The 23,785-nt window shown below is 59.7% G+C and carries 17 protein-coding genes; 9 read left to right on the top strand and 8 right to left on the bottom strand.

Going from position 1 to position 23,785, the window contains the following annotated elements; genetic code table 11:
• Positions 1 to 7: 7 nt before the first annotated feature.
• Both fadB and IB250_RS00465 read right to left on the bottom strand, forming a co-directional pair.
• Positions 8 to 2,155 carry a fatty acid oxidation complex subunit alpha FadB gene (gene fadB / locus IB250_RS00470; RefSeq protein ID WP_192342555.1) on the bottom strand — a complete coding sequence of 716 codons (2,148 nt, stop codon included), beginning with the start codon at positions 2,153 to 2,155 and terminating at the stop codon, positions 8 to 10.
• Positions 2,156 to 2,804: 649 nt separating this feature from the next.
• Entirely contained in the window at positions 2,805 to 3,242 is a 438-nt protein-coding gene (locus tag IB250_RS00465) for a hypothetical protein (protein ID WP_192342554.1), read from the bottom strand.
• A 104-nt stretch (positions 3,243 to 3,346) separates the two neighbouring features.
• Between IB250_RS00465 and IB250_RS00460 the strand changes: the two genes are divergently transcribed.
• A complete protein-coding gene (locus IB250_RS00460) occupies positions 3,347 to 3,784 on the top strand; it encodes a universal stress protein (RefSeq protein WP_030128421.1) in 438 nt (145 codons plus the stop codon).
• Positions 3,785 to 3,990: 206 nt separating this feature from the next.
• Here IB250_RS00460 and IB250_RS00455 read toward each other — a convergent pair whose 3' ends face one another.
• Positions 3,991 to 5,910 (bottom strand): ATP-binding cassette domain-containing protein, encoded by a 1,920-nt coding sequence (locus tag IB250_RS00455; RefSeq protein WP_192342553.1) that lies wholly within the window; start codon positions 5,908 to 5,910, stop codon positions 3,991 to 3,993.
• 213 nt (positions 5,911 to 6,123) lie between these two features.
• On the opposite strand from IB250_RS00455, the gene IB250_RS00450 reads away from it, so the two are divergent.
• On the top strand, positions 6,124 to 8,052 hold the full coding sequence (locus IB250_RS00450) for a transglycosylase SLT domain-containing protein (protein WP_192342552.1): 1,929 nt from the start codon (positions 6,124 to 6,126) through the stop codon (positions 8,050 to 8,052).
• 55 nt (positions 8,053 to 8,107) lie between these two features.
• On the opposite strand, the gene IB250_RS00445 is transcribed toward IB250_RS00450, so the two are convergent.
• Positions 8,108 to 9,895, bottom strand: a complete 1,788-nt coding sequence (locus tag IB250_RS00445; RefSeq protein ID WP_192342551.1) for an ABC transporter transmembrane domain-containing protein — start codon at positions 9,893 to 9,895, stop codon at positions 8,108 to 8,110.
• A gap of 257 nt (positions 9,896 to 10,152) precedes the next feature.
• Here IB250_RS00445 and IB250_RS00440 point away from each other — a divergent pair, with 257 nt between their 5' ends.
• Complete coding sequence (locus IB250_RS00440) at positions 10,153 to 10,332, top strand: PA1571 family protein (RefSeq protein ID WP_095634240.1); 180 nt, start codon at positions 10,153 to 10,155, stop codon at positions 10,330 to 10,332.
• A 188-nt stretch (positions 10,333 to 10,520) separates the two neighbouring features.
• On the opposite strand, the gene pdxB is transcribed toward IB250_RS00440, so the two are convergent.
• Entirely contained in the window at positions 10,521 to 11,663 is a 1,143-nt protein-coding gene (gene pdxB, locus IB250_RS00435; protein WP_192342550.1) for a 4-phosphoerythronate dehydrogenase PdxB, read from the bottom strand.
• Between the two features lie 303 nt (positions 11,664 to 11,966).
• On the opposite strand from pdxB, the gene IB250_RS00430 reads away from it, so the two are divergent.
• Positions 11,967 to 13,376 carry an MATE family efflux transporter gene (locus IB250_RS00430; protein WP_192342549.1) on the top strand — a complete coding sequence of 470 codons (1,410 nt, stop codon included), beginning with the start codon at positions 11,967 to 11,969 and terminating at the stop codon, positions 13,374 to 13,376.
• Between the two features lie 205 nt (positions 13,377 to 13,581).
• On the opposite strand, the gene tusA is transcribed toward IB250_RS00430, so the two are convergent.
• Positions 13,582 to 13,833, bottom strand: coding sequence for a sulfurtransferase TusA (gene tusA / locus IB250_RS00425; RefSeq protein ID WP_007907805.1), 252 nt, complete (start codon positions 13,831 to 13,833; stop codon positions 13,582 to 13,584).
• 186 nt (positions 13,834 to 14,019) lie between these two features.
• Positions 14,020 to 15,093 carry a 23S rRNA (cytidine(2498)-2'-O)-methyltransferase RlmM gene (gene rlmM / locus IB250_RS00420; RefSeq protein ID WP_192342548.1) on the bottom strand — a complete coding sequence of 358 codons (1,074 nt, stop codon included), beginning with the start codon at positions 15,091 to 15,093 and terminating at the stop codon, positions 14,020 to 14,022.
• A 222-nt stretch (positions 15,094 to 15,315) separates the two neighbouring features.
• Here rlmM and acnA point away from each other — a divergent pair, with 222 nt between their 5' ends.
• From acnA to IB250_RS00405, 3 genes are all read left to right on the top strand, one after another.
• Entirely contained in the window at positions 15,316 to 18,057 is a 2,742-nt protein-coding gene (acnA, locus tag IB250_RS00415; RefSeq protein ID WP_192342547.1) for an aconitate hydratase AcnA, read from the top strand.
• A gap of 255 nt (positions 18,058 to 18,312) precedes the next feature.
• Positions 18,313 to 19,104 (top strand): CPBP family intramembrane glutamic endopeptidase, encoded by a 792-nt coding sequence (locus IB250_RS00410; RefSeq protein ID WP_192342546.1) that lies wholly within the window; start codon positions 18,313 to 18,315, stop codon positions 19,102 to 19,104.
• A 104-nt stretch (positions 19,105 to 19,208) separates the two neighbouring features.
• Positions 19,209 to 20,774 carry a methyl-accepting chemotaxis protein gene (locus IB250_RS00405; RefSeq protein ID WP_192342545.1) on the top strand — a complete coding sequence of 522 codons (1,566 nt, stop codon included), beginning with the start codon at positions 19,209 to 19,211 and terminating at the stop codon, positions 20,772 to 20,774.
• Between the two features lie 176 nt (positions 20,775 to 20,950).
• On the opposite strand, the gene IB250_RS00400 is transcribed toward IB250_RS00405, so the two are convergent.
• Positions 20,951 to 21,628: an alpha/beta family hydrolase gene (locus IB250_RS00400; RefSeq protein ID WP_192342544.1), complete on the bottom strand. Its 678-nt coding sequence runs from the start codon at positions 21,626 to 21,628 to the stop codon at positions 20,951 to 20,953.
• Between the two features lie 109 nt (positions 21,629 to 21,737).
• On the opposite strand from IB250_RS00400, the gene ccoN reads away from it, so the two are divergent.
• The gene (gene ccoN / locus IB250_RS00395) at positions 21,738 to 23,162 is read left to right on the top strand and encodes a cytochrome-c oxidase, cbb3-type subunit I (RefSeq protein ID WP_074875101.1); all 1,425 of its coding nucleotides are present in this window, start codon (positions 21,738 to 21,740) and stop codon (positions 23,160 to 23,162) included.
• Positions 23,163 to 23,172: 10 nt separating this feature from the next.
• Complete coding sequence (ccoO, locus tag IB250_RS00390) at positions 23,173 to 23,781, top strand: cytochrome-c oxidase, cbb3-type subunit II (protein ID WP_074875099.1); 609 nt, start codon at positions 23,173 to 23,175, stop codon at positions 23,779 to 23,781.
• Positions 23,782 to 23,785 lie beyond the last annotated feature (4 nt).

The following is a 23,785-nucleotide window of genomic DNA, read 5'->3' as shown; positions in this document are numbered from 1 at the left end:
TGGGCGCTTAACCGAAGAAGCTCTGACCGTTTTTGGCCATTTCACGCAGCTTCGCGGTCGGGTGGTACAGCGCGCCCAAATCAGCGTACTGGTCAGCCAGGGCAACGAACTCTGCAACACCGATCGCGTCGATGTAGCGCAGCGCCCCGCCACGGAATGGAGGGAAACCAATGCCGTAGACCAGACCCATGTCGGCTTCGGCGGCGGTTTCGACGATGCGGTCTTCCAGGCAACGCACGGTTTCCAGGCACAGCGGGATCATCATCCAGTTGATGATGTCTTCGTCAGTGACTTCGCGCTGTTCGAACACGATTGGCTTGAGCACTTCCAGTACCGAAGGATCGGCGACTTTCTTCTGCTTGCCGCGCTTGTCGGTCTCGTAGGCGTAGAAGCCCTTGCCATTCTTCTGGCCCAGGCGCTTGGCTTCGTAGAGCACGTCGACGGCCGAACGACGATCGTCCTTCATGCGATCCGGGAAGCCTTCAGCCATGACGTCACGACCGTGGTGACCGGTGTCGATGCCGACCACGTCCATCAGGTAGGCCGGGCCCATCGGCCAGCCGAATTTTTCCATGACCTTGTCGATGCGCACGAAGTCCACGCCGGCGCTGACCAGTTTGGCGAAACCGCCGAAGTACGGGAACAGCACGCGGTTGACCAGGAAGCCCGGGCAGTCGTTGACGACAATCGGGTTCTTGCCCATTTTCTTGGCGTAGGCAACGGTGGTGGCAACGGCCACTTCGCTGGACTTCTCGCCACGGATCACTTCAACCAGCGGCATCATGTGTACCGGGTTGAAGAAGTGCATGCCGACGAAGTTTTCCGGACGCTTGAGGGCTTTGGCCAGCAAGGTGATGGAAATGGTCGAAGTGTTGGACGCGAGGATGGTGTCCTCTTTGACCTTGTCTTCAACTTCGGCCAGAACGGCTTGCTTGACCTTCGGGTTCTCGACAACGGCTTCGACGACCAGGTCGACGTGACCGAAATCGCCATAGGACAGGGTCGGACGAATGCCATTGAGCACTTCGGCCATTTTCGCCGGGGTCATGCGACCTTTATCAACGCGGCCCACCAGCAGCTTGGCGGCCTCGGCCAGACCTTGCTCGATGCCGTGCTCGTTGATGTCTTTCATCAGGATCGGCGTACCTTTGGAGGCCGACTGATAAGCGATACCGCCACCCATGATGCCGGCGCCCAATACCGCGGCCTGCTTCACGTCTTTGGCGATTTCGTCGTAGGCCTTGGCCTTTTTCTTCAGCTCCTGATCGTTCAGGAACAGACCGATCAAGCTCTGCGCGGCAGAGGTCTTGGCCAGTTTGACGAAACCGGTGGCTTCGACTTCCAGCGCCTTGTCGCGACCGAAGTTTGCAGCTTTCTGGATGGTCTTGATCGCTTCGACCGGTGCCGGATAGTTCGGGCCTGCTTGACCGGCCACGAAACCTTTGGCGGTTTCGAACGACATCATTTGTTCGATGGCGTTGAGCTTGAGCTTTTCGAGCTTCGGCTGACGCTTGGCCTTGTAGTCAAATTCGCCAGAGATGGCGCCCTTGAGCAGGTTCAGAGCCGCTTCCTGCAATTTCTCCGGAGCGACCACGGCGTCGACAGCACCGACTTTCAACGCGTCTTCAGCGCGGTTTTCCTTACCGGCGGCAATCCACTCGATAGCGTTGTCGGCCCCGATGATGCGCGGCAAACGCACAGTACCGCCGAAACCTGGGTAGATGCCCAGCTTGACTTCCGGCAGACCGATTTTGGCGGTATTGGCCATGACGCGGAAATCTGCCGCCAGGCACATTTCCAGACCGCCACCCAGTGCGATGCCATTGATCGCGGCGACAGTCGGGACGTTGAGGTCTTCGAAATCGCTGAAAATCTTGTTGGCTTCGAGGTTGCCAGCAACAAGCTCTGCATCCGGCAGCTTGAAGTTGTCGACGAATTCGGTGATGTCGGCGCCGACGATGAACACGTCCTTGCCACTGCTGACGATTACACCCTTGATCGAAGCATCTGCCTTGATGGTGTCTACAGCCTGACGCAGTTCGTTCAGGGTAAGACGGTTGAACTTGTTGACGGACTCACCCTTGAGGTCGAATTTCAATTCGACGATGCCACTTTCAAGAGCCTTAACCGTGATGGCTTTACCTTCGTAAATCATCAACTGATCTCCACGATATGGAAGCTGAACAGTACACGTCGGACGCAGGCGATCGGCTCGGCAAGGACGTTTATCATCGATGCTACGCCAATTCACCCGGCACACCCGCCAACGCGATAGTCGGGATTCTGTAGGAGCGCTCTGTAATACAAACGCTCAATTCATACGCCCGTTTGATTTGGGTATGTCACCTTCACGGAATTTCCGGCAATTGTCAATCGCCCAAAATACTGGTTGAAACGCGACTTTCCGGTCACTTCCGTACCACGAAGCCCTGCAACACGCTGATGCATGTGAGGCCATTCATAGAATCAATAGTTAGAAAAGTCGCCCTAATTACCGGCAGCCTGTGTTTAACAAGCTACGCTGGCGAGACCCTGAAGAAAAAATTTGAACGCTTTGACGAATGCCCAGCGTAAGATCAGCGCACAAAGAATTACCGGCCTGCCTGGCCAACCTCAGCCCGATGATGATGTCGGGCTTTTTATTGCCTCTGTAGCAGCTGCCGAGCTTGCGAGGCTGCGTTCGGCGACGAAGTCGTCGTAGACCCTGAGCGCACGATCAGCCTGATGTACCACGGTGCATGATTTACGACTGCTTCGCAGCCGAACGCAGCCTCGCAGGCTCGGCAGCTGCTACAGGTCGGGTTTCAGGCGAGTGCTTTGAGCGTGGCATCGATCTGTTGCAGAACCTCGGCCTCGCCCTTCTCGCCCCAATACAGGGCAATCATTTGCTTGTCTGCTTCGACCTTGTAGACGTTGGCAGGCAATTTTTCGAATTGATTCAGCAGCATCCCATCCTCACAGACCTCCTGCCACTGATTGACCCACACACCCGGCGCCTTCTGCCAGTAACTCCAGCACGCCGGTCGCGTGCCACGGCGCGGCCGATGGTACTGGGCGCAAGGGCTCGGTGGCTCCTCGTTCAGCCAGTGCGGCCACTCCTGGGGCGTCAGCTGCATGGCCAGGCCAATGCGTCGCGCCTCCATACGCAGGGCCATGCGCCCGCTCTGAGTACGAGAGGGTCGCAACCAGGCCAGCGGGCTCAAGACCACCAGCAGGATTGACACCACTATCCAGACCGTCATATGTGTACTCCCGATTCTTGATGAGCCCATTGAGTCACTTTGAAACCAATGCGCTTGAAACCAGCCATACTTACCAATATTGCAATCCTCAGGAGGAGCACCTCATGCCCTACCACCACATTCTGGTCGCTGTAGACCTAACGGAAGAGTGCGATCCTGTCATCCACCGAGCTCGCGAGCTCTCGGTGAGCAATGGCGCAAAGCTGTCCCTGGTGCATATTGTCGAACCGATGGCGATGGCCTTTGGCGGCGACGTGCCGATGGACCTTTCCCAATTGCAACAGCAACAGTTCGATCAGGCCAAGGAACGCCTTGAGCGATTGATCGTGAAATACCCGGAACTCTCCAAGGAATACAGTCACTTGACCTACGGCCAGCCGCGCCAGGAGATTCACCACCTCGCCAAGGAGCAAACGTGCGACCTGATCGTGGTGGGCAGTCATGGCCGACATGGTCTGGCACTGTTGCTCGGCTCCACCGCCAATGACGTACTGCACGGTGCGCCTTGCGATGTGCTGGCGGTGCGCCTGATCAAAAGCTGACAACACGGAACAATGTGGGAGCGGGCTTGCTCGCGAAGGCGGACATTCAGTCAGCATTGATGTTGAATGTAAGTCCCTCTTCGCGAGCAAGTCGAATCGTCGCACCGCCGCTCCCACAGTGAAGCTATGTCGGCCAGTAGATCGCATTTCATACGAAAAGCCCGGCGTTCATCACTGAACGCCGGGCTTTTTTATCGCCGGATCAATCAGGCATCCAGCTCGGCCCAGCGCTCGACCATCACGTCGAGTTCAGCCTGCAACTGCTCAAGCTGAGCGATCACTGCAGCTGTCTCGGCAACAGGACGCTGATAGAAGCCGGCATCCGCCATCTGCGCTTCAACCACCACGATCTGTTGCTCCATGGCTTCGATCTGACTTGGCAACATTTCCAGCTCACGTTGCAACTTGTAGCTGAGCTTTTTCTTTGCCACCGGCGCCTCTACTGCCGCAGCGACTGGCACTGGTTCAGCAGTGACGACAGCCGAGTTCAGGTCGGCCTTGCCGGACTTGCTCTCGGTCACGCCCAACAGGCGCGGCGAGCCGCCCTGACGCAGCCAGTCCTGATAACCACCGACGTATTCGCGAACCTTGCCTTCGCCTTCGAAGACCAGGGTGCTGGTGACCACATTGTCGAGGAATGCCCGGTCGTGGCTGACCATCAGCACGGTACCGTTGAAGGTCAGCAAGACCTCTTCCAGCAGCTCGAGGGTTTCCACATCCAGGTCGTTGGTCGGTTCGTCGAGTACCAGCAGGTTCGCCGGCTTGCTGAACAGTTTGGCCAGCAACAGACGCGCACGCTCACCACCGGACAGCGCCTTGACCGGCGTGCGGGCACGCTGCGGGCTGAACAGGAAGTCGCCGAGGTAGCTCAGCACGTGACGGCTCTGACCGTCGATATCGATGAAATCGCGACCTTCGGCCACGTTGTCGATCACGGTTTTTTCCAGGTCCAACTGATGGCGCAACTGGTCGAAGTAGGCCACGTCGATGCGCGTCCCCTCTTCCACCTTGCCGCTGGTCGGTTGCAGACCGCTGAGCATCAGTTTGAGCAGCGTGGTCTTGCCGGTACCGTTGGCGCCAAGCAGACCGATACGATCGCCGCGCGTCAGGACCATCGAGAAATCCTTGATCAGGAACGGGCCACCCGGGTGAGCGAAGCTCACATTCTCGAGGACCATCACCTGCTTGCCGGACTTGTCGGCGGTATCCAGCTGAATATTGGCCTTGCCGGTGCGTTCACGACGCTCGCTGCGTTCGACGCGCAGGGCTTTCAATGCGCGAACACGGCCTTCGTTACGGGTGCGGCGAGCCTTGATGCCCTGGCGGATCCAGACTTCTTCCTGGGCCAGCTTCTTGTCGAACAGCGCGTTGGCGGTTTCTTCAGCAGCCAGAGTCGCCTCTTTGTGCACGAGGAAACTGGCGTAGTCGCCATTCCAGTCGATCAGGCCACCGCGATCCAGTTCCAGAATGCGGGTCGCGAGGTTCTGCAGGAAGGAACGGTCGTGCGTGATGAACAGCACGGCGCCCTGGAAATCCTTCAGTGCTTCTTCGAGCCAGGCAATGGCGCCGATGTCCAGGTGGTTGGTCGGTTCGTCGAGCAACAGCAGATCCGGTTCGGAAACCAGGGCCTGAGCCAGCAAGACACGGCGACGCCAGCCGCCGGACAGTTCGGCGAGGGTCTTGTCAGCCGGCAGTTGCAAACGGCTCAAGGTGCTGTCGACCAGTTGTTGCAAACGCCAGCCATCGCGGGCCTCGAGGTCGTGCTGGACGTGCATCAGCTTGTCCAGATCGGCGTCGGTAACGATGTTCTGGCTCAGGTGGTGATACTGCGCGAGCAGCTCGCCAACACCGTCCAGGCCTTCGGCAACCACGTCGAACACGGTCCGCTCGTCGGCTACCGGCAATTCTTGCGGCAATTCGCCAATTTTCAGGCCAGGTGCGCGCCAAACAGAGCCCTCATCGGGCTTCTGGTCGCCCTTGACGAGCTTCATCATGCTGGATTTGCCAGTGCCGTTGCGGCCGATGATGCACACCCGCTCACCACGGGCGATCTGCCAGGACACCTTGTCCAACAACGGCATAGCGCCGAAAGCAAGGGACACATCGCTGAATTTGAGCAGGGTCATGAGCTTCTCCAAAAACCGGGCGCGCATTCTACCTGACTTGAGGCTTCAGAAGGCCGGCAATTTCAATGTCGAAGCACTCTGCACAACAATTGTTGCGAACTTGTGCCGACAGCTCGGCAAAGCTTTCGCCCGCTGCTGGCAAAAGGCTAAGCTACAGACAATTCAGTGCCGCTCTCGCCGGCACTTGTCATGATTTCTCTGCCCGGACGTCTCATGCGCAGTCGCCTTTTCAATCTTTTTTCGTGTTTGCTTCTTACAGCCGCTGCCGCTCAATCCGCCCAGGCGGTGGACCTGTCCACCCAACGCCAGTATTACGATGAAGCCAAGCGTGCCTTGGCCAAAGGCGATTCCGGCCCTTATTTCCGTTACAGCCAGGCTCTGAGCGATTATCCGCTGGAGCCGTATCTGGCTTATGACGAATTGACCGCGCGCCTGAAAACCGCGAGCAACGCCGAAATCGAGAAATTCCTCGCCGAACACGGTGACCTGCCGCAAGCCAACTGGATGAAGTTGCGCTGGCTGCGCTGGCTGACCGAACGCGGCGATTGGGCAACCTTCGTCAAGTATTATGACCCCAAGCTCAATTTCACCGAACTGGACTGCCTGAACGCGCAGTATCAGATCAGCCATAACCGCAAGGCTGAAGGCTATGCCAACGCCGAAAAGCTCTGGCTGAGCGGTAAAACCCAGCCCGACGCCTGTGACGGTTTGTTCGGCATGTGGGCCGCCGAGGGTCAACTGACTGAGCAGAAACGCTGGGAACGCACCAAGCTCGCCGCCCAGGCACGCAACTATCCGCTGGCCAACAGCCTGATCAATGGCCTGACGACACTCGCCCCACGCGGTCGACTGCTGCTGGATGTGGCGCAGAATCCCGAGCTGCTCAATCAGCCGTCGCGCTTCACCCCGGCCGATGAACCGATGTCCGACATCGTCAGCCTCGGCCTGCGCCGTCTGGCTCGTCAGGATCCGGACAAGGCCATGGCCCTGCTCGACGGTTACGCCAACAGCATGCACTTCTCCCGCGACGAAAAAGTCGCGATTGCCCGGGAAATCGGGCTGACCCTTGCTCGTCGTTTCGACGGCCGCGCGCTGGACGTAATGACCAAATACGACCCGGAACTACGGGACAACACCGTTTCCGAATGGCGTTTGCGCCTGCTGTTGCGCCTGGCCCGTTGGGAAGATGCCTATGAGCTGACCCGTCGCCTGCCTCAGGACCTGGCCACCACCAACCGCTGGCGTTACTGGCAGGCTCGCAGCCTGGAGCTGGCGCAGCCACAGAATCCGCAAGCGCAGACGCTTTACAAGGGCCTGGCTCGCGAGCGCGACTTCTACGGTTTCCTGGCGGCCGATCGCTCTCAATCCCCTTATTCGCTGAACAACAAACCGCTGGTGCTCAGCCAGGCGCTGATCAACAAGGTGCGCAATACCCCGGGCGTGCGACGCGCCCTGGAATTCCATGCCCGCGGGCAGATTGTCGACGGTCGTCGCGAGTGGTACCACGTCAGCCGGCACTTCAGCCGTGACGAAATGGTCGCCCAGGCGAAACTGGCTTACGACCTGAAGTGGTATTTCCCGGCGATCCGCACCATCAGTCAGGCGAAGTACTGGGACGACCTGGATATCCGCTTCCCGATGGCCCACCGCGAAACCCTGGTCCGTGAAGCCAAGGTCCGTGGCCTGCACTCGAGCTGGGTATTCGCCATCACCCGCCAGGAAAGCGCCTTCATGGCCGATGCGCGCTCCGGCGTCGGCGCCAGCGGCCTGATGCAACTGATGCCCGGCACCGCCAAGGAAACCGCGCGCAAGTTCAGCATTCCCCTCGCTTCGCCGCAGCAAGTGTTCGATCCGGACAAGAACATTCAGCTCGGCGCCGCTTACCTGAGCCAGGTCCACAGCCAGTTCAACGGCAACCGCGTCCTCGCCTCCGCCGCCTACAACGCCGGCCCCGGCCGCGTACGGCAATGGCTGCGTGGCGCCGATCACCTGAGCTTCGATGTGTGGGTGGAAAGCATTCCGTTCGACGAAACCCGCCAATATGTGCAAAACGTGCTGTCGTACTCGGTGATCTACGGCCAGAAGCTCAACTCACCACAACCGTTGGTGGATTGGCATGAGCGGTATTTTGACGATCAATAAGCGGTAATGCCGGATATGCCGGATAAGTGTAGGAGCCATAGCTCCTACACAGTTCCTACAGGTGAAGATCGGTTTCAACCTTGCCGTCATTGAACTGCAACGCCGCCAGCCGTGCATACAGTGCATTACTTGCAATCAACTCCTGATGCGTCCCCACCGCCACCAGTTTCCCCTGATCCATCACCGCGATCCTGTCGGCGTTTTTCACCGTGGCCAGTCGGTGGGCAATGACCAGTGTGGTGCGATTTTTCATCAGGCTGGGCAGGGCTTGCTGGATCAGGTGCTCGCTCTGGGCGTCGAGGGCGCTGGTGGCTTCGTCCAGCAGCAGGATCGGCGCGTCCACCAGCAGCGCCCGGGCGATGGCCAGGCGCTGGCGTTGCCCGCCGGATAAACCGAGACCAGCGTCGCCGAGGTGAGTCTGGTAGCCGTTGGGCATTTGCTCGATGAAGTCGTGGGCGTAGGCGATTTTCGCGGCTTCCTGGACCTGAGCCAAAGTCGCCGTCGGGCGGCCGTAGCGAATGTTCTCTTCGATGCTGCCGAAGAACAGCGCCGGGGATTGCGAGACGAGGGCGAAGCAGCGACGCAGGTCCAGAGGGTCGAGTTGGGTCAGCGGCACGCCGTCCAGCAGGATGTGTCCTTCGATGGGGTCGTAAAAGCGCAACAACAGGTCATACACAGTCGACTTGCCAGCGCCGGACGGCCCGACCAATGCAAGCGTTTCGCCGGCGTTGATCGTCAGATTAAGGCCATCGACAGCATAGCTTTGCGGACGCGATGGGTAGGAAAAGCGCACATCTTGTAGCACCAGATCGCCCTTCACCCGTTCAGGCAACGTCACCAGCCCCTGGGTCGGTGGCTGGATGATGTTTTCCGAACGCAGTAACTCGGCAATCCGTTCCGCCGCCCCTGCTGCACGCTGCAGTTCGCCGATCACTTCACTCAGTGTGCCAAAGGCACCGCCTACGATCAGGCTGTAAAAGACGAACGCTGCCAGCTCACCCGCGGAAATCCGTCCGGCGATGACATCCATGCCGCCGACCCAGAGCATCACCCCGACCGCGCCCAACACCAACAGGATCACCAGGGTAATCAGCCAGGCGCGCTGGAAAATGCGCTTGCGGGCAGTGTTGAAAGCTTCTTCCACCGTCGTGGCAAAACGCTGCTCATCCTGAACCTGATGGTTGTAGGCCTGCACGGTTTTGATCTGGCTCAGGGTTTCGGAAACATAGCTGCCGATATCGGCAATCCGGTCCTGGCTCAGACGCGACAGGGTGCGCACCCGGCGGCCAAAAATCAGGATCGGTGCGACCACCAGCGGCAACGCGACCACCACGATGCTGGTGAGTTTGGGGTTGGTGATAAACAGCAAGACAATCCCGCCGATCACCATCAGCCCGTTACGCAGGAACAGCGACAGCGAAGAGCCGATCACCGATTGCAGCAGCGTGGTATCGGCGGTCAGCCGCGACTGGATTTCGGAGCTGCGGTTATCTTCATAGAACCCCGGGTGCAGGTAAACCAGATGATTGAATACCCGTCGGCGGATGTCGGCGACAACGCGCTCGCCTATCCAGGACACCAGGTAAAACCGTGCAAAGGTGCCAATCGCCAGACCGACCACCAGCAGCATGAACACGCCGATGGATCGGTTGAGCAAATGCGGCGACTGGGTCATGAAACCCTGATCCACCAACAGGCGAATCCCCTGCCCCATGGACAAGGTGATGCCGGCAGTGACGATCAGCGCCAGCAAGGCACCCAAAGCCGGCCAACGATAAGGCGCGAGGAAACGGCTGGCCAGACGAATGGCGCGGCGGTGACGGGAAGAGAGCATGAAGATCATCCGATGGCGCAACCAATGGTTTTAACTCGACCAAGCCTACACCGGTCAATGGGGTTGAACGCTGTAAATCATAATGAGTCAGGTTAATTATGACCGCCAAGACTAGTGGCTAGAGATTATTGGTCTAAAGTCCGGGTGGAAACATCAGGGTATTTCTGATGGACTGAGGATGCCGACCTGAAGATCGCAGGGAGTTGTCACAGCCCGGTCACCTGGCGGTTCTACAGTAAGCACACAACCTGAAGAGGAGACAGGCCATGTCCTTGCAAAACAGCAGCGATGACAAGATTCCAGTGATCCGCACGCAGCCAGACCAGTCTCTGGGTTGCTCGATTATTGATAAGGATGGGCGCGAAGTACCGATCACTGAAAACATGATCCAGGACGCTTGCCGCGAACTGGAAAAGCGATTGGTCAAGCCTGCCGAACAAGAGTGATATAGCCACCGTCTTCTTGACCCGGCTCTTTTAGCCGGGTTTTTTATGGGTGTTTATCGAAGAATTGCGGTGCCGCCATTCGCGAGCAAGCCCGCTCCCACATTTGATCTCTGCCGTACACAACACGTGTGTTCGCTGAAGATCAAATGTGGGAGCGGGCTTGCTCGCGAAAGGGCCAACTCGGTCTCTTATAGAACCGAAGCACCCAACGCCGCCACGATCCGCTGCAACGCCGGCGAATCCCCCTCGATTCGCACCTTCAACCCATCGATCTCACGCCGCAGCGGATAATGCTTGCGCAGTGCATCGAACGCCGCACGCTGCTCGCTCACATGACCTACAAGGCTGCGACGGAAATTCGCATCGTCACGGCGCGGGTCGTACACGCCACGGCACAACATCGCCAGCGCCCAGGCCGGATCGCTGTCGGCGTTCAACGTCACCGCCGACAACCATGGTGCCGGCAGCAAATCGTTCAGGCGGACCTGTTCCGGTTGCCCAAGGAACTCGCAAAGCGCCTGATAGATCTGCGCCGTCCCGCGCTGTCTGCCGTCGAGGCTGTAACCGGCAATGTGCGGTGTCGCCAGCACACACAACTCGGCCAATGCCACATCGACCTCAGGTTCCCCCTCCCAGACATCCAGCACCGCTTGCAGGTCTTCACGCTCCAACAGCACCTGGCGCAAGGCGGTATTGTCGATGACCGGGCCACGACTGGCGTTGATCAGCCAGGCGCCGGGCTTGAGTTGGTTCAAGCGGTTTTTATCGAACAGATGCCAGGTCGACTGAGGGCCTTGCTTGTCCAGCGGAGTGTGCAGACTGATGACGTCGCATTGCTCGATGATCTGCTCGAGGCTGACATAATCGCCCCCTTCGGCCGCTTGCCTTGGGGGATCGCAGACCAGCACGTTCCAGCCCAGACCTTGCAAAACCTTGACCAGCCGCCCGCCCACTTCACCGGCGCCGACCACACCGTAGGTGCGTTGAGTCAGGTCGGCACCTTCGATTTCGGCCAGGGTCAGCAGGCTGCCCAGCACGTAATCGACCACACCCCGGGCATTGCAGCCTGGCGCGCTGGACCAGGTAATGCCGGCCTGTCGGAAGTAATCCAGATCCAGGTGATCGGTGCCGATGGTGCACGTGCCGACAAAGCGCACCTTGCTGCCTTCGAGCAATGCGCGGTTGACGTTGGTCACCGAGCGCACCAACAGCACATCGGCCTGCTCGACAGTGGCGCGGTCGATGGCACGTCCCGGCACCCGGCGGATTTCACCGAAACCTGCGAAGAAGGCATCGAGTAGCGGGATATTTTCGTCGGCAACAATCAGCATGGCAGGCTCCTTTGGCGGATCGGCAGTTTAGGCGCAGATGAGGGTGTGGGCCAGCGGGCATTGTTCACCTTCAATGTGAAGGGACCACTCATCCTGTGGGAGCGGGCTTGCTCGCGAAAGCGGCGTGTCAGGCAACATTGATGTCAACTGACACTCCCCCTTCGCGAGCAAGCCCGCTCCCACAGGGGATATCGCAACGTCCGAAAACCATTTACAAATCCCTAACACAGGACTTTTCCTGACCACTGCGTCAAGGCGTAGAATGCGCCGCCTCGCGCATCAAAATCTTTTGGACGTTTCGCCTTGAATTCCGTGACTGACCGCCCCGCTGCTATTTCTCTCAACCGCCCGGCCCGGGTTCGCCTGGAGCTGAAAAACCTGCTTGGCCTGGCGTTGCCGATCATGATCGCGCAACTGGCGACCACCGCCATGGGCTTCGTCGATGCGGTAATGGCCGGTCGTGTCGGGCCTCGAGATCTGGCGGCCGTCGCGCTGGGCAACTCGATCTGGGTGCCGGTGTTTCTGCTGATGACCGGCACACTGCTGGCCACCACCCCGAAAGTCGCTCAGCGCTTCGGCGCCGGCACCCACAGCGAGATCGGCCCGATCGTGCGTCAGGCCTTGTGGCTGGCGCTGGTAGTGGGCTTGATGGCAACCGGCATGCTGTTCAGCGCCGAACCGATCCTGCACATCATGAAGGTCGATCCCGAGCTGATCGGCCCATGCATGCAGTATCTGCACGGCATCGCCAGCGGCCTGCCTGCCGTCGCGTTCTATCACGTGCTGCGCTGCTTCAGTGATGGCCTGGGTCGCACCCGCCCGGCCATGGTCCTTGGCCTGTGTGGGCTGGCGCTGAATATTCCACTCAATTACATCTTCATCTATGGCCACTTCGGTGTGCCGGCCATGGGCGGTGTCGGCTGCGGCTGGGCCACGGCGATCGTGATGTGGGTGATGGCGCTAGGCATGGCCGGCTGGGAGCGCTGGGCGCCGGCCTATCAGTCGAGTGAGTTGTTCAGCCGTTTCGACTGGCCACAGTGGTCGGTGATCAAGCGTCTGCTGGGCATCGGCCTGCCAATCGGCATCGCGGTGTTCGCGGAGTCGAGCATCTTCGCCGTGATCGCCCTGCTGATCGGCAGCCTCGGCGCCACCGTGGTCGCCGGGCACCAGATCGCGCTGAACTTCAGCTCGCTGGTGTTCATGATCCCCTACTCCCTGGGCATGGCCGTGACCGTGCGTGTCGGCCAGGCACTGGGCCGTGAGGAACCACGCGAAGCCCGGTTCGCCGCCGGTGTCGGCATGGGCACTGCCCTGGCTTATGCGTGCTTGTCGGCGAGCCTGATGCTATTGCTGCGTGAACCCATCGCTGCGATTTACACCGCCGACCCGACGGTGATTCAGGTGGCCGCGATGTTGATCGTGTATTCGGCGCTGTTCCAGTTTTCCGATGCGATCCAGGTGACGGCGGCGGGCGCATTGCGCGGCTATCAGGACACGCGGGTGACGATGATCCTGACACTGTTCGCGTACTGGGGAATCGGTTTACCGGTGGGTTACGCCCTGGGCCTGACCAACTGGCTCGGCGCGCCGAGTGGCCCGAGCGGGCTGTGGCAGGGTTTGATCGTCGGCTTGAGTTGCGCAGCGCTGATGCTGTCGATCCGCCTGACGCGCAGTGCACGCAAGCGGATCCGCATCAGTCGTTCGGCGGGTTAAGCGAGCGCAAAAAAGGGCCGGCAGATGCAGGTAATGCCAGTCAGTTAAGGTGCGAAACCTGTGGGAGCGGGCTTGCTCGCGAAAGCGGTGTATCAGGCGACATCAATGTTGACTGTGCTGCCGTCTTCGCGAGCAAGCCCGCTCCCACAGGGATTCGGGCTTAACTGACTGCCATTGTGCATATGCAGGCTCTTTTTTTGGCCCGTTAAGCGAGTTTCTTGCGGATCCAGTAGAGGTAGGTGCCTGCCTCTTCGTGCTGCGCGACCAGTTCGTGGTCGAGAAACACGCAAAACTTGGGAATGTCGCGACGGGTCGACGGGTCGGTGGCGATCACCTTCAGCAGGCCGCCAGGCACCAGATCACGGATGTGCTGGTGCAGCATCATCACCGGTTCCGGGCAATTGAGGCCGGTGGCGTCGAGGGTGCCGTCTACCGGCGTATCGATCATTTCACTCATGGTTTACTCCTGAAACTTGCCGGCATTGTCGCGCATTGCCGGGTGTCTAGTCACTGGCAGCTGATCGTTCCCACGCTCTGCGTGGGAATGCATCCCGTGACGCTCTGCGTCCACATCCAAAGGCGGAACGCGGAGCGTCCCCGGCGGCGTTCCCACGCAGAGCGTGGGAACGATCGGACCACAAAGTCAGCGGGACTTGGGTTTCTTCATGTCCAATCGGCGAAGATGGCAGGTCACTTCTTCACGGTCGTGATACAGCTGCTTACAGCCGATCTCGACCCGAATACCTCGTGCTTTGAACCCGTCGGCAATACGTTCCAGCAAGCGCTTCACTTCGGCATAGCGCTGTTTCATCGGCAGCTTGAGGTTGACCACCGCTTCGCGGCAATGCCCCTCGCCAATCCACTCTTCCAGCATTGCCGCGTTGCGCGCAGGTTTCTCGACGATGTCGCAGACCATCCAGTCGACCGGTTGCTTGGGCTTGAAGGTGAAACCGTCAGCCATCAGATGCTGCACCAAACCGGTGTCCATCAGGCTTTCGGCCATCGGGCCGTTGTCGATGGCGGTCACCAACATGCCGCGATTGACCAGTTGCCAGGTCCAGCCACCGGGTGCAGCGCCGAGGTCGACACCGGTCATGTCACTGTGCAAGCGCTCGTCCCACTGGTCGCGGGGAATGAAATGGTGCCAGGCTTCTTCCAGCTTGAGGGTCGAACGGCTCGGCGCTTCACGCGGGAATTTAAGGCGTGGAATGCCCATTGGCCACATCGCCGAATTGTTCGATTCCGCCAGGCCCATGAACACTTCGCGACCACTTTTGAAGGTCAGCAACAACCGCGGTTTGTTGGCGTCTTCCACCAGTTTGCCAGCGGCCATCAGCGCCTTGCGCAGGTGGCCTTCGAACTTCTTGCAGAAGTTCGACAGTTCCTTGCCATCGTTGGTGTCGACCATTTCCAGCCACAGGCTGCCGCACAGCGGGAAGTCCGCCATGTGCGCAAGGATCACGCTGATGCGGTCGGTTTCCGGCAGATCGATGAAGATCCCGCGAGCCCACTGGCGAGGGAAGATCAGATCGGCGAAACGCTGGCCACGCATCAGGCGCTCGGCGCCGTCTTCTTCGGTGCAGATAAATTCGGCGCAGGCGCTGGCGGTTTTGGCCTTGGCATAACCGGCCACGTTCAGCCGCGCGGCATGTTCGGAAATCTCGGAACAGACTTCGCTTTCGAAGCCCGGCCGGCAATGCATAAAGAGGGTGTTCATTCTTACTCCTGGGCAGTTGGCGAAGAATTCAGCCACTGCGCGATGCCCAGACTTGCGTTGAAGCAAAGCCTGTCACGAAAACCGGCGCATGATAGCCGAGATCGGAACCTTGGACTTGCCCGTAGAGTCCAGTTATTAGCCTTAACGTATAAACAGGGCTAGGTTTAGAGCTCTGTCCTTCCCGTCAGTCCGTAGCCGTGCGGATTTAAAGGAGTCATTTCAATGCCATCCCTCGATAGCCTGAGAACCCTTAAAACCTTACAAGTCGACGACAAGACCTATCACTATTTCAGCCTGCCCGAAGCCGCCAAAAGCCTGGGCGATCTGGACAAGCTGCCGATGTCGTTGAAAGTGCTTCTGGAAAACCTGCTGCGCTGGGAGGACGAGAAAACCGTCACCGGCGCTGATCTCAAGGCGATTGCCGCCTGGCTCAAGGAGCGCCGCTCCGATCGCGAAATCCAGTACCGGCCCGCGCGGGTATTGATGCAGGACTTTACCGGCGTCCCCGCCGTGGTCGACCTGGCCGCCATGCGTGCTGCGATGGCCAAGGCCGGTGGCGACCCGCAGCGAATCAATCCGCTGTCGCCGGTGGACCTGGTGATCGACCACTCGGTGATGGTCGACAAATACGCCAGTGCAAGCGCCTTCGGACAAAACGTTGACATCGAAATGCAGCGCAACCACGAGCGTTATGCCTTTCTGCGCTGGGGTCAGAGCGCCTTTAACAATTTCAGCGTGGTGCCACCGGGCACCGGCATTTGCCACCAGGTCAACCTCGAGTATCTGGGCCGCACGGTCTGGACCAAGGACGAGGACGAGCGCACCTATGCCTTTCCGGACACTTTGGTCGGCACCGACTCCCACACCACCATGATCAACGGCCTCGGCGTACTCGGCTGGGGCGTCGGCGGGATCGAAGCGGAAGCAGCGATGCTCGGCCAACCGGTGTCGATGCTGATTCCGGAAGTGATCGGTTTCAAACTCACCGGCAAGCTCAAGGAAGGCATTACCGCCACCGACCTGGTGCTGACAGTCACCCAGATGCTGCGCAAGAAAGGTGTGGTGGGGAAATTCGTCGAGTTCTACGGCGACGGTCTCGCCGATTTGCCGCTGGCCGATCGCGCGACCATCGCCAACATGGCCCCGGAGTATGGCGCCACCTGCGGCTTCTTCCCGGTGGACGAGGTGACACTGGAGTATTTGCGCCTGTCCGGCCGCACCCCGCAAACCGTGAAACTGGTGGAGGCCTACAGCAAGATCCAGGGCCTGTGGCGCCTGCCCGGCAAGGAGCCGGTGTTCACCGACAGCCTGGCCCTGGACATGGGCAGCGTCGAAGCCAGCCTCGCCGGGCCGAAACGCCCACAGGACCGTGTCTCGTTGCCGAATGTCGCGCAAGCGTTCACTGACTTTCTTGGCCTGCAGTTCAAACCTTCCAGCAAGGAAGAAGGTCGCCTCGAAAGTGAGGGTGGCGGTGGCGTCGCGGTAGGCAACGCCGATCTGGTCGGCGAAGCGGATTACCACCACGAAGGGAGTACTTATCGGCTGAAAAACGGTGCGGTGGTGATCGCCGCGATTACCTCCTGCACCAATACCTCCAACCCCAGCGTGATGATGGCGGCCGGGCTGGTGGCGAAAAAAGCCGTGGCGAAAGGCCTGAAACGCAAGCCATGGGTCAAGAGTTCGCTGGCTCCCGGTTCGAAAGTGGTCACCGACTACTACAAGGCAGCGGGCCTGACCCAATACCTTGATCAGCTCGGTTTTGCCCTAGTCGGTTATGGCTGCACCACCTGCATCGGCAACTCCGGACCATTGCCGGAGCCGATTGAAAAAGCCATTCAGAAAGCCGACCTGACTGTCGCCTCGGTGCTCTCGGGCAACCGCAACTTTGAAGGTCGCGTGCATCCGCTGGTGAAAACCAACTGGCTGGCCTCCCCGCCTCTGGTCGTCGCCTATGCATTGGCCGGGACGGTGCGCATCGACATCAGCAGCGAGCCATTGGGCAACGACAAGGACGGCCAGCCGGTTTATCTGCGAGACATTTGGCCGAGCACCAAAGAAATCGCCGACGCGGTGACTCAGGTGAACACCGCCATGTTCCACAAGGAGTACGCCGAAGTGTTTGCCGGCGACGAACAGTGGCAGGCGATCGAAGTGCCGCAGGCGGCGACTTATGTGTGGAACAACGATTCAACGTATATCCAGCATCCGCCCTTCTTCGATGACATCGGCGGCCCTGCGCCGGTGGTCAAGGACGTCGAAGGGGCGAAAGTCCTCGCGTTGCTTGGCGATTCGGTGACCACCGACCACATTTCCCCAGCCGGTAACATCAAGGCAGATAGCCCTGCCGGCCAGTACCTGCGCGAGCAAGGGGTGGAACCGCGTGACTTCAACTCCTACGGCTCCCGTCGCGGTAACCATCAAGTGATGATGCGCGGCACCTTCGCCAATATCCGGATTCGCAACGAGATGCTTGGCGGCGAAGAAGGCGGCAACACGATTTATATTCCGACCGGGGAGAAGCTGCCGATCTACGACGCGGCCATGCGGTACCAGGCGTCGGGGACACCGCTGGTGGTGATTGCCGGGCAAGAATACGGCACCGGCTCGAGCCGCGACTGGGCGGCCAAGGGCACCAATCTGCTGGGCGTGAAAGCAGTCATCGCCGAGAGCTTCGAGCGAATTCACCGTTCCAACCTGGTCGGCATGGGTGTGTTGCCGCTGCAGTTCAAGCTGGATCAGAACCGCAAGAGCCTGAACCTCACCGGCAAGGAAACCCTGGACATCCTTGGCCTGACGGGCGTTGAACTGACTCCGCGGATGAACCTGACACTGGTCGTCACCCGTGAAGACGGCAGCACGGAAAAGGTCGAGGTGTTGTGCCGGATCGATACGCTCAACGAGGTGGAGTACTTCAAGGCCGGGGGGATTTTGCATTACGTGTTGCGGCAATTGATTGCCTCGTAACAGCCTGCTGATAAAACACCGCCTTCGGGCGGTGTTTTTGTTTACGCGGTGTGCGTCTCTATAATCGCCCCGCTCATTGAATCGGCGTCGTTCACCTTTTTGTGTCCGGCCGAGATCCCTTGTGGGAGCGGGCTTGCTCGCGAAAGCGGCGTAGCAGTCAACATTGATGTTGGATGTGATGGCCTCTTCGCGAGCAAGCCCACTCCCAGAGGGGGACCGAGGCAAATTGCAGATTCTCTGAAACAAGGACTTAACATGATCGCTCTGCCATGGACTTATCTGGCACTTCTCTCCATTGGCTACGGCCTGGCTTTGATCTACGGCCATCTCGGCTGGCTCGCTGCTATCTCTTTCGCGCTGCTGCTGATTGCCGGTTTCGCCGTTCGCCAACAACAGATCCCCATTGGCCGCTACCTCGGCCACGGCTTGTTCATCGTCCTGGCGGTAGCGCTGGCAATGCACTGGCTTCCCGGTTTCTTCAACGGTCGCGCGATTGATCCCCAGCGTTTCACCGACGATGCCGTGCCGTTTGCGATGTACCTGAATCAGGACAAACCGCTGATCGGTTTCTGGCTGTTGCTGATTTGCCCATGGATTGTCGGCCGGCGCTCGTTGCGGCTGTCCGTTTATGCCACCGCCCTCGCCCTGACCGTAAGTGCCGTGCTGGCCTTGGGTGGCGCGCTGTTGCTGGGCGTGATCAGTTGGGCACCGAAGTGGCCGGATCAGGCCTGGTTGTGGGTGTTGAACAATCTGCTACTGGTGACGCTGGTGGAGGAAGCGTTGTTTCGCGGCTACATCCAAGGCGGTCTGAGCCGGCAGTTCAAACACCTGTCTTACGGCGACAACCTCGCGTTATTGCTCGCCTCAATGCTGTTCGGCCTCGCTCATCTGGGTGCCGGTTGGCAATGGGTGTTGTTGGCGGGCCTCGCGGGGGTCGGTTATGGCCTGGCCTACCGTTTCGGCGGATTGGGCGCGGCCATCGCCACCCACTTTGGTTTGAATCTGCTGCATTTCGGGCTGTTCACTTATCCGATGCTCGCTGGCTGACGCAATGGTCGTTTTGCGACGCGTCACTGATTTATGAAAAAAACACTTCAATAAATGCCTGACGATGCCGACAACCTCTCAAAGCCTTGCGGATTGAAAAAGCCATGCGTAACAACCAGCCCATTACCCAACGCGAACGGACCTTTCCGGCTCAGCAACGGTTGATTTCCACCACCGATGCCAAGGGCGTGATCACCTACTGCAACGACGCTTTCGTCGAAATCAGTGGGTTTTCTCGTGAGGAACTGATCCGTGCGCCGCATAACCTGGTCCGTCACCCCGACGTCCCGGCTGCGGTGTTCGCGCATATGTGGGGCACACTGAAGCAAGGCTTGCCATGGATGGGCATTGTCAAGAATCGCTGCAAGACCGGTGACCACTACTGGGTTAACGCCTATGTCACACCGGTGTTCGACGGCAACCAGCTGGTCGGTTACGAGTCGGTGCGGGTCAAACCCACCGCCGAGCAGATCCGCCGCGCCGAAGCGCTCTACCAACGCATCAACCAGGGCAAATCAGCCATTCCTCAAAGCGACAAATGGCTGCCGGTGCTTCAGGACTGGCTGCCGTTCATTCTGGTCAGCCAGTTGAGCTTCATGATCGGCGCCACTCTGACGTCTCAATGGGGCTTCGCCCTCGCCGCCGGCCTTTCGGTGCCGTTGGGCTTGATGGGCTTGAGCTGGCAACAGCGCGGTATCAAGCGTTTGCTGCGCCTGGCCGAGCAGACCACGTCCGACCCGCTGATCGCGCAGATGTATACCGACAGCCGTGGCGCCCAGGCGCGCCTGGAGATGTCGATCCTCAGCCAGGAAGCACGCCTGAAAACCTGCCTGACCCGCCTGCAGGACACCGCCGAACACCTGACCGAGCAAGCGAAACAATCCGACACCCTGGCGCACAACAGCTCCACCGGCCTGGAACGTCAACGCGTGGAAACCGAGCAAGTGGCGACCGCTGTGAATCAGATGGCGGCCACCACTCAGGAAGTCGCCAGCCACGTGCAGCGCACTGCTGACGCCACTCAGGAAGCCAATCGCCTGACCGGTCGCGGTCGCGACATCGCCGGGGAAACCCGCGAAGCCATTCAACGCCTGTCGGTGGTGGTCGGTGAAACCGGCCTGACGGTCACGCAACTGGCCAAGGACAGCGACGAAATCGGCGGCGTGGTCGATGTGATCAAAGGCATCGCCGACCAGACCAACCTGCTGGCCTTGAACGCTGCGATTGAAGCCGCGCGTGCCGGCGAAATGGGCCGTGGTTTTGCGGTGGTGGCCGACGAAGTGCGTCAGCTGGCACAACGCACCAGCGAATCCACCGGGCAGATTCACGCGCTGATCGCCAAGCTGCAGCAAACCGCCAGCACCGCGGTGCAAACCATGGAAGCCGGGCATCGTCAGGCCGAAGAAGGTGTAGCGCGGGTATTGGAAGCGGATCAGGCGCTGGTGGGCATCAGCGAAGCGGTGGCCAACATCACTGACATGACCACCCAGATCGCTGCCGCCACCGAAGAGCAAAGCGCCGTCGCCGAAGAAATCAGCCGCAACATCAGCAATATCTCGCAACTGGCTGACCAGACATCGGAACAGGCACAGCACTCTGCGCTGTTGAGCGAAGAACTGACCAAGACCGCGAATACCCAGTATTCGTTGGTGGAGCGGTTTAATCGCTGATTGCTGCGGGAAAGACAAAAACCCGGAAGGTGAAAGCTTCCGGGGTTTTTGTTGCCTGGCAGATCGCTTTCGCGGGCAAGCCTCGCTCCTACAGGTCATGCGTCGATCATGCGAGCACTGATTACCTGTAGGAGCGAGGCTTGCCCGCGAAGAGGCCCGAACTGGCACTGCAAATCTCACTGAAGAAACTCGGAAACCTTCCCCGCCGCAGCCGCCAAATGCTGCTCATGACTAAACCCCGAAGCCTTCAACGGCTTCAAATCATGATCCGCTGCCTCCAGCCAGATCACCTCGATTCCCGGCGCCAACTCATACCCTTCGACCGCAGCCCGATTACCCAGCGCATCGCGCTCACCCTGCACAATCAACGTGCGAGTCTTCAGCTCCGCCAAATGCTCGACCCGCGGTTTTTCCGGTTTGCCGACGGCGTAAAACGGGTACCCCAGGCACACCAGCGCATCCGCTCCCAACTCATCGGCCAACAAACTCGCCATCCGCCCGCCCATGGACTTGCCGCCAATGGCCAGGCGTCCAGCGACATGGCGTCGCACCACGGCATACACCTCACGCCAGCATTCCTGCAATTTGGGCGCCGGGTTCGGGGGACGTTTACCGCCATCAATACGCCGCTGCGCCATGTAGGGAAACTCGAAACGCAACACGTTGACCCCATGCGCGGCAAGGCGCTCAGCCATGTCGCTCATCCAGCCGCTGTCCATCGGCGCACCGGCGCCGTGAGCGAGAATCAGCGTCGCCGAGGCCGGCGCCGTGGCGGCATTCCACAACCATCCATGATCTCGCACACACTGCGCCCATTGATCCCCGTCAATACTGGCCTTGTGCTCTTTGTCCATGCTTGCCTCGCTTTTAGTCTGCCTATAACTCCAGGCGAAGGGAGCGTCTGCCGTGCGGCTTACTCGCAAAGGCAGGCCCTCACTTCGGCTGAACCGTGGATGGGGAACCATGAACACTTCTATCAGTACCGCCTACAACTACAAGGTGGTCCGCCAATTCGCCATTATGACGGTGGTGTGGGGCATCGTCGGCATGGGGCTCGGGGTTTTTCTCGCCGCCCAATTGGTCTGGCCTGAACTCAACTTCAACCTGCCGTGGACCAGCTTCGGCCGTCTGCGCCCGCTGCACACTAACGCGGTGATCTTCGCCTTCGGCGGTTGCGCCCTGTTCGCCAGTTCGTTTTATTCGGTACAACGCACCTGCCAGACCCGATTGTTCGCGCCGAAAATCGCCGCGTTCTGCTTCTGGGGCTGGCAACTGGTGATCTTGCTGGCGGCCATCAGCCTGCCACTGGGTTACACCAGTTCCAAGGAATACGCCGAACTGGAATGGCCGATCGACATCCTGATCACCATCGTCTGGGTGGCTTATGCCGTCGTGTTCTTCGGCACGATCATGCAGCGCAAGACCAAACACATTTATGTCGGTAACTGGTTCTTCGGTGGTTTTATCATCACCGTGGCGATCCTGCACATCGTCAACAACCTGGAATTGCCGGTAAGTTTCACCAAGTCCTACTCGCTGTACGCCGGTGCGACCGACGCCATGGTGCAGTGGTGGTACGGACACAACGCCGTAGGCTTTTTCCTCACCGCCGGTTTCCTCGGGATGATGTACTACTTCGTGCCGAAACAGGCCGAGCGTCCGGTGTATTCCTATCGCTTGTCGATCGTGCACTTCTGGGCGCTGATCACCCTGTACATCTGGGCCGGCCCGCACCACTTGCACTACACCGCGCTGCCGGACTGGGCGCAATCGTTGGGCATGGTGATGTCGCTGATCCTGTTGGCACCGAGCTGGGGCGGGATGATCAACGGCATGATGACGCTGTCGGGCGCCTGGCATAAGTTGCGCAGCGACCCGATCCTGCGCTTCCTCGTGGTGTCGCTGGCGTTCTACGGCATGTCGACCTTCGAAGGGCCGATGATGGCGATCAAAACCGTGAACGCCCTCTCCCACTACACCGACTGGACCATCGGCCACGTTCACGCCGGCGCCCTCGGTTGGGTAGCGATGATCTCCATTGGCGCGCTGTACCACATGATCCCGAAAATCTTCGGTCGCACGCAGATGCACAGCATCGGCCTGATCAACGCGCACTTCTGGCTCGCGACCATCGGCACCGTGCTGTACATCGCGTCGATGTGGGTCAACGGCATCGCCCAGGGCCTGATGTGGCGCGCCGTCAACGAGGACGGCACGCTGACCTACTCCTTCGTCGAAACCCTGGTGGCCAGCCACCCAGGCTTCGTCGTGCGTCTGGTAGGCGGTGCGATTTTCTTCAGCGGCATGTTGCTGATGGCCTACAACACCTGGCGCACCGTGCGGGCCTCGCAGCCTGCCGAAGCCGCCGCTGCCGCGCAGATCGCCTGAGGAGGCCGCCATGAAACACGAAACAATCGAGAAAAACGTCGGCCTGCTGATGTTGCTGATGGTGCTGGCCGTGAGCATCGGCGGCCTGACCCAGATCGTCCCGCTGTTCTTCCAGGACGTGACCAATAAACCGGTGGAAGGCATGAAGCCCTACACCGCGCTGCAACTGGAAGGTCGTGACATCTACATCCGCGAAGGCTGCGTCGGTTGCCATTCGCAGATGATCCGTCCGTTCCGCGCCGAGACCGAACGCTACGGCCACTACTCGGTGGCCGGTGAAAGCGTCTGGGATCACCCGTTCCTGTGGGGCTCGAAACGTACCGGCCCGGACCTCGCCCGGGTCGGTGGTCGCTACTCCGAAGACTGGCACCGCGCGCACTTGTACAACCCGCGCAACGTGGTGCCTGAATCGAAGATGCCGGCCTACCCGTGGCTGGTGGACAACAAGGTAGATAGCAGCCACACCGAAACCAAGATCCGCGCCATGCGCACCCTCGGCGTGCCGTACACCGATGAAGACATCACAGGTTCAGTCGCCTCACTCCAGGGCAAGACCGAAATGGACGCATTGGTCGCTTACCTGCAAGTGCTCGGCACATCCATCAAGAGCAAGAGGTGAGCCA

Origin of the sequence: Pseudomonas sp. PDM09, assembly GCF_014852305.1 — a bacterium.
Taxonomy (GTDB): Bacteria; Pseudomonadota; Gammaproteobacteria; order Pseudomonadales; family Pseudomonadaceae; genus Aquipseudomonas.
Note: the sequence above shows the minus strand (reverse complement) of the source record. Positions and strands in the feature narration are given on the sequence as shown.

What these genes read in the sequence shown, in the direction of transcription:
- tusA (WP_007907805.1), bottom strand. Translation starts at nt 13,833, where the DNA reads ATGAGTGAAATGATCGATACGCCGGTAGACGGCACCCTCGACGCCACC.
- ccoN (WP_074875101.1), top strand. Translation starts at nt 21,738, where the DNA reads ATGAACACTTCTATCAGTACCGCCTACAACTACAAGGTGGTCCGCCAA.
- rlmM (WP_192342548.1), bottom strand. Translation starts at nt 15,093, where the DNA reads ATGAACACCCTCTTTATGCATTGCCGGCCGGGCTTCGAAAGCGAAGTC.
- IB250_RS00445 (WP_192342551.1), bottom strand. Translation starts at nt 9,895, where the DNA reads ATGATCTTCATGCTCTCTTCCCGTCACCGCCGCGCCATTCGTCTGGCC.
- ccoO (WP_074875099.1), top strand. Translation starts at nt 23,173, where the DNA reads ATGAAACACGAAACAATCGAGAAAAACGTCGGCCTGCTGATGTTGCTG.
- IB250_RS00405 (WP_192342545.1), top strand. Translation starts at nt 19,209, where the DNA reads ATGCGTAACAACCAGCCCATTACCCAACGCGAACGGACCTTTCCGGCT.
- fadB (WP_192342555.1), bottom strand. Translation starts at nt 2,155, where the DNA reads ATGATTTACGAAGGTAAAGCCATCACGGTTAAGGCTCTTGAAAGTGGC.
- IB250_RS00450 (WP_192342552.1), top strand. Translation starts at nt 6,124, where the DNA reads ATGCGCAGTCGCCTTTTCAATCTTTTTTCGTGTTTGCTTCTTACAGCC.
- IB250_RS00400 (WP_192342544.1), bottom strand. Translation starts at nt 21,628, where the DNA reads ATGGACAAAGAGCACAAGGCCAGTATTGACGGGGATCAATGGGCGCAG.
- IB250_RS00455 (WP_192342553.1), bottom strand. Translation starts at nt 5,910, where the DNA reads ATGACCCTGCTCAAATTCAGCGATGTGTCCCTTGCTTTCGGCGCTATG.
- acnA (WP_192342547.1), top strand. Translation starts at nt 15,316, where the DNA reads ATGCCATCCCTCGATAGCCTGAGAACCCTTAAAACCTTACAAGTCGAC.
- IB250_RS00460 (WP_030128421.1), top strand. Translation starts at nt 3,347, where the DNA reads ATGCCCTACCACCACATTCTGGTCGCTGTAGACCTAACGGAAGAGTGC.
- IB250_RS00410 (WP_192342546.1), top strand. Translation starts at nt 18,313, where the DNA reads ATGATCGCTCTGCCATGGACTTATCTGGCACTTCTCTCCATTGGCTAC.
- pdxB (WP_192342550.1), bottom strand. Translation starts at nt 11,663, where the DNA reads ATGCTGATTGTTGCCGACGAAAATATCCCGCTACTCGATGCCTTCTTC.
- IB250_RS00465 (WP_192342554.1), bottom strand. Translation starts at nt 3,242, where the DNA reads ATGACGGTCTGGATAGTGGTGTCAATCCTGCTGGTGGTCTTGAGCCCG.
- IB250_RS00440 (WP_095634240.1), top strand. Translation starts at nt 10,153, where the DNA reads ATGTCCTTGCAAAACAGCAGCGATGACAAGATTCCAGTGATCCGCACG.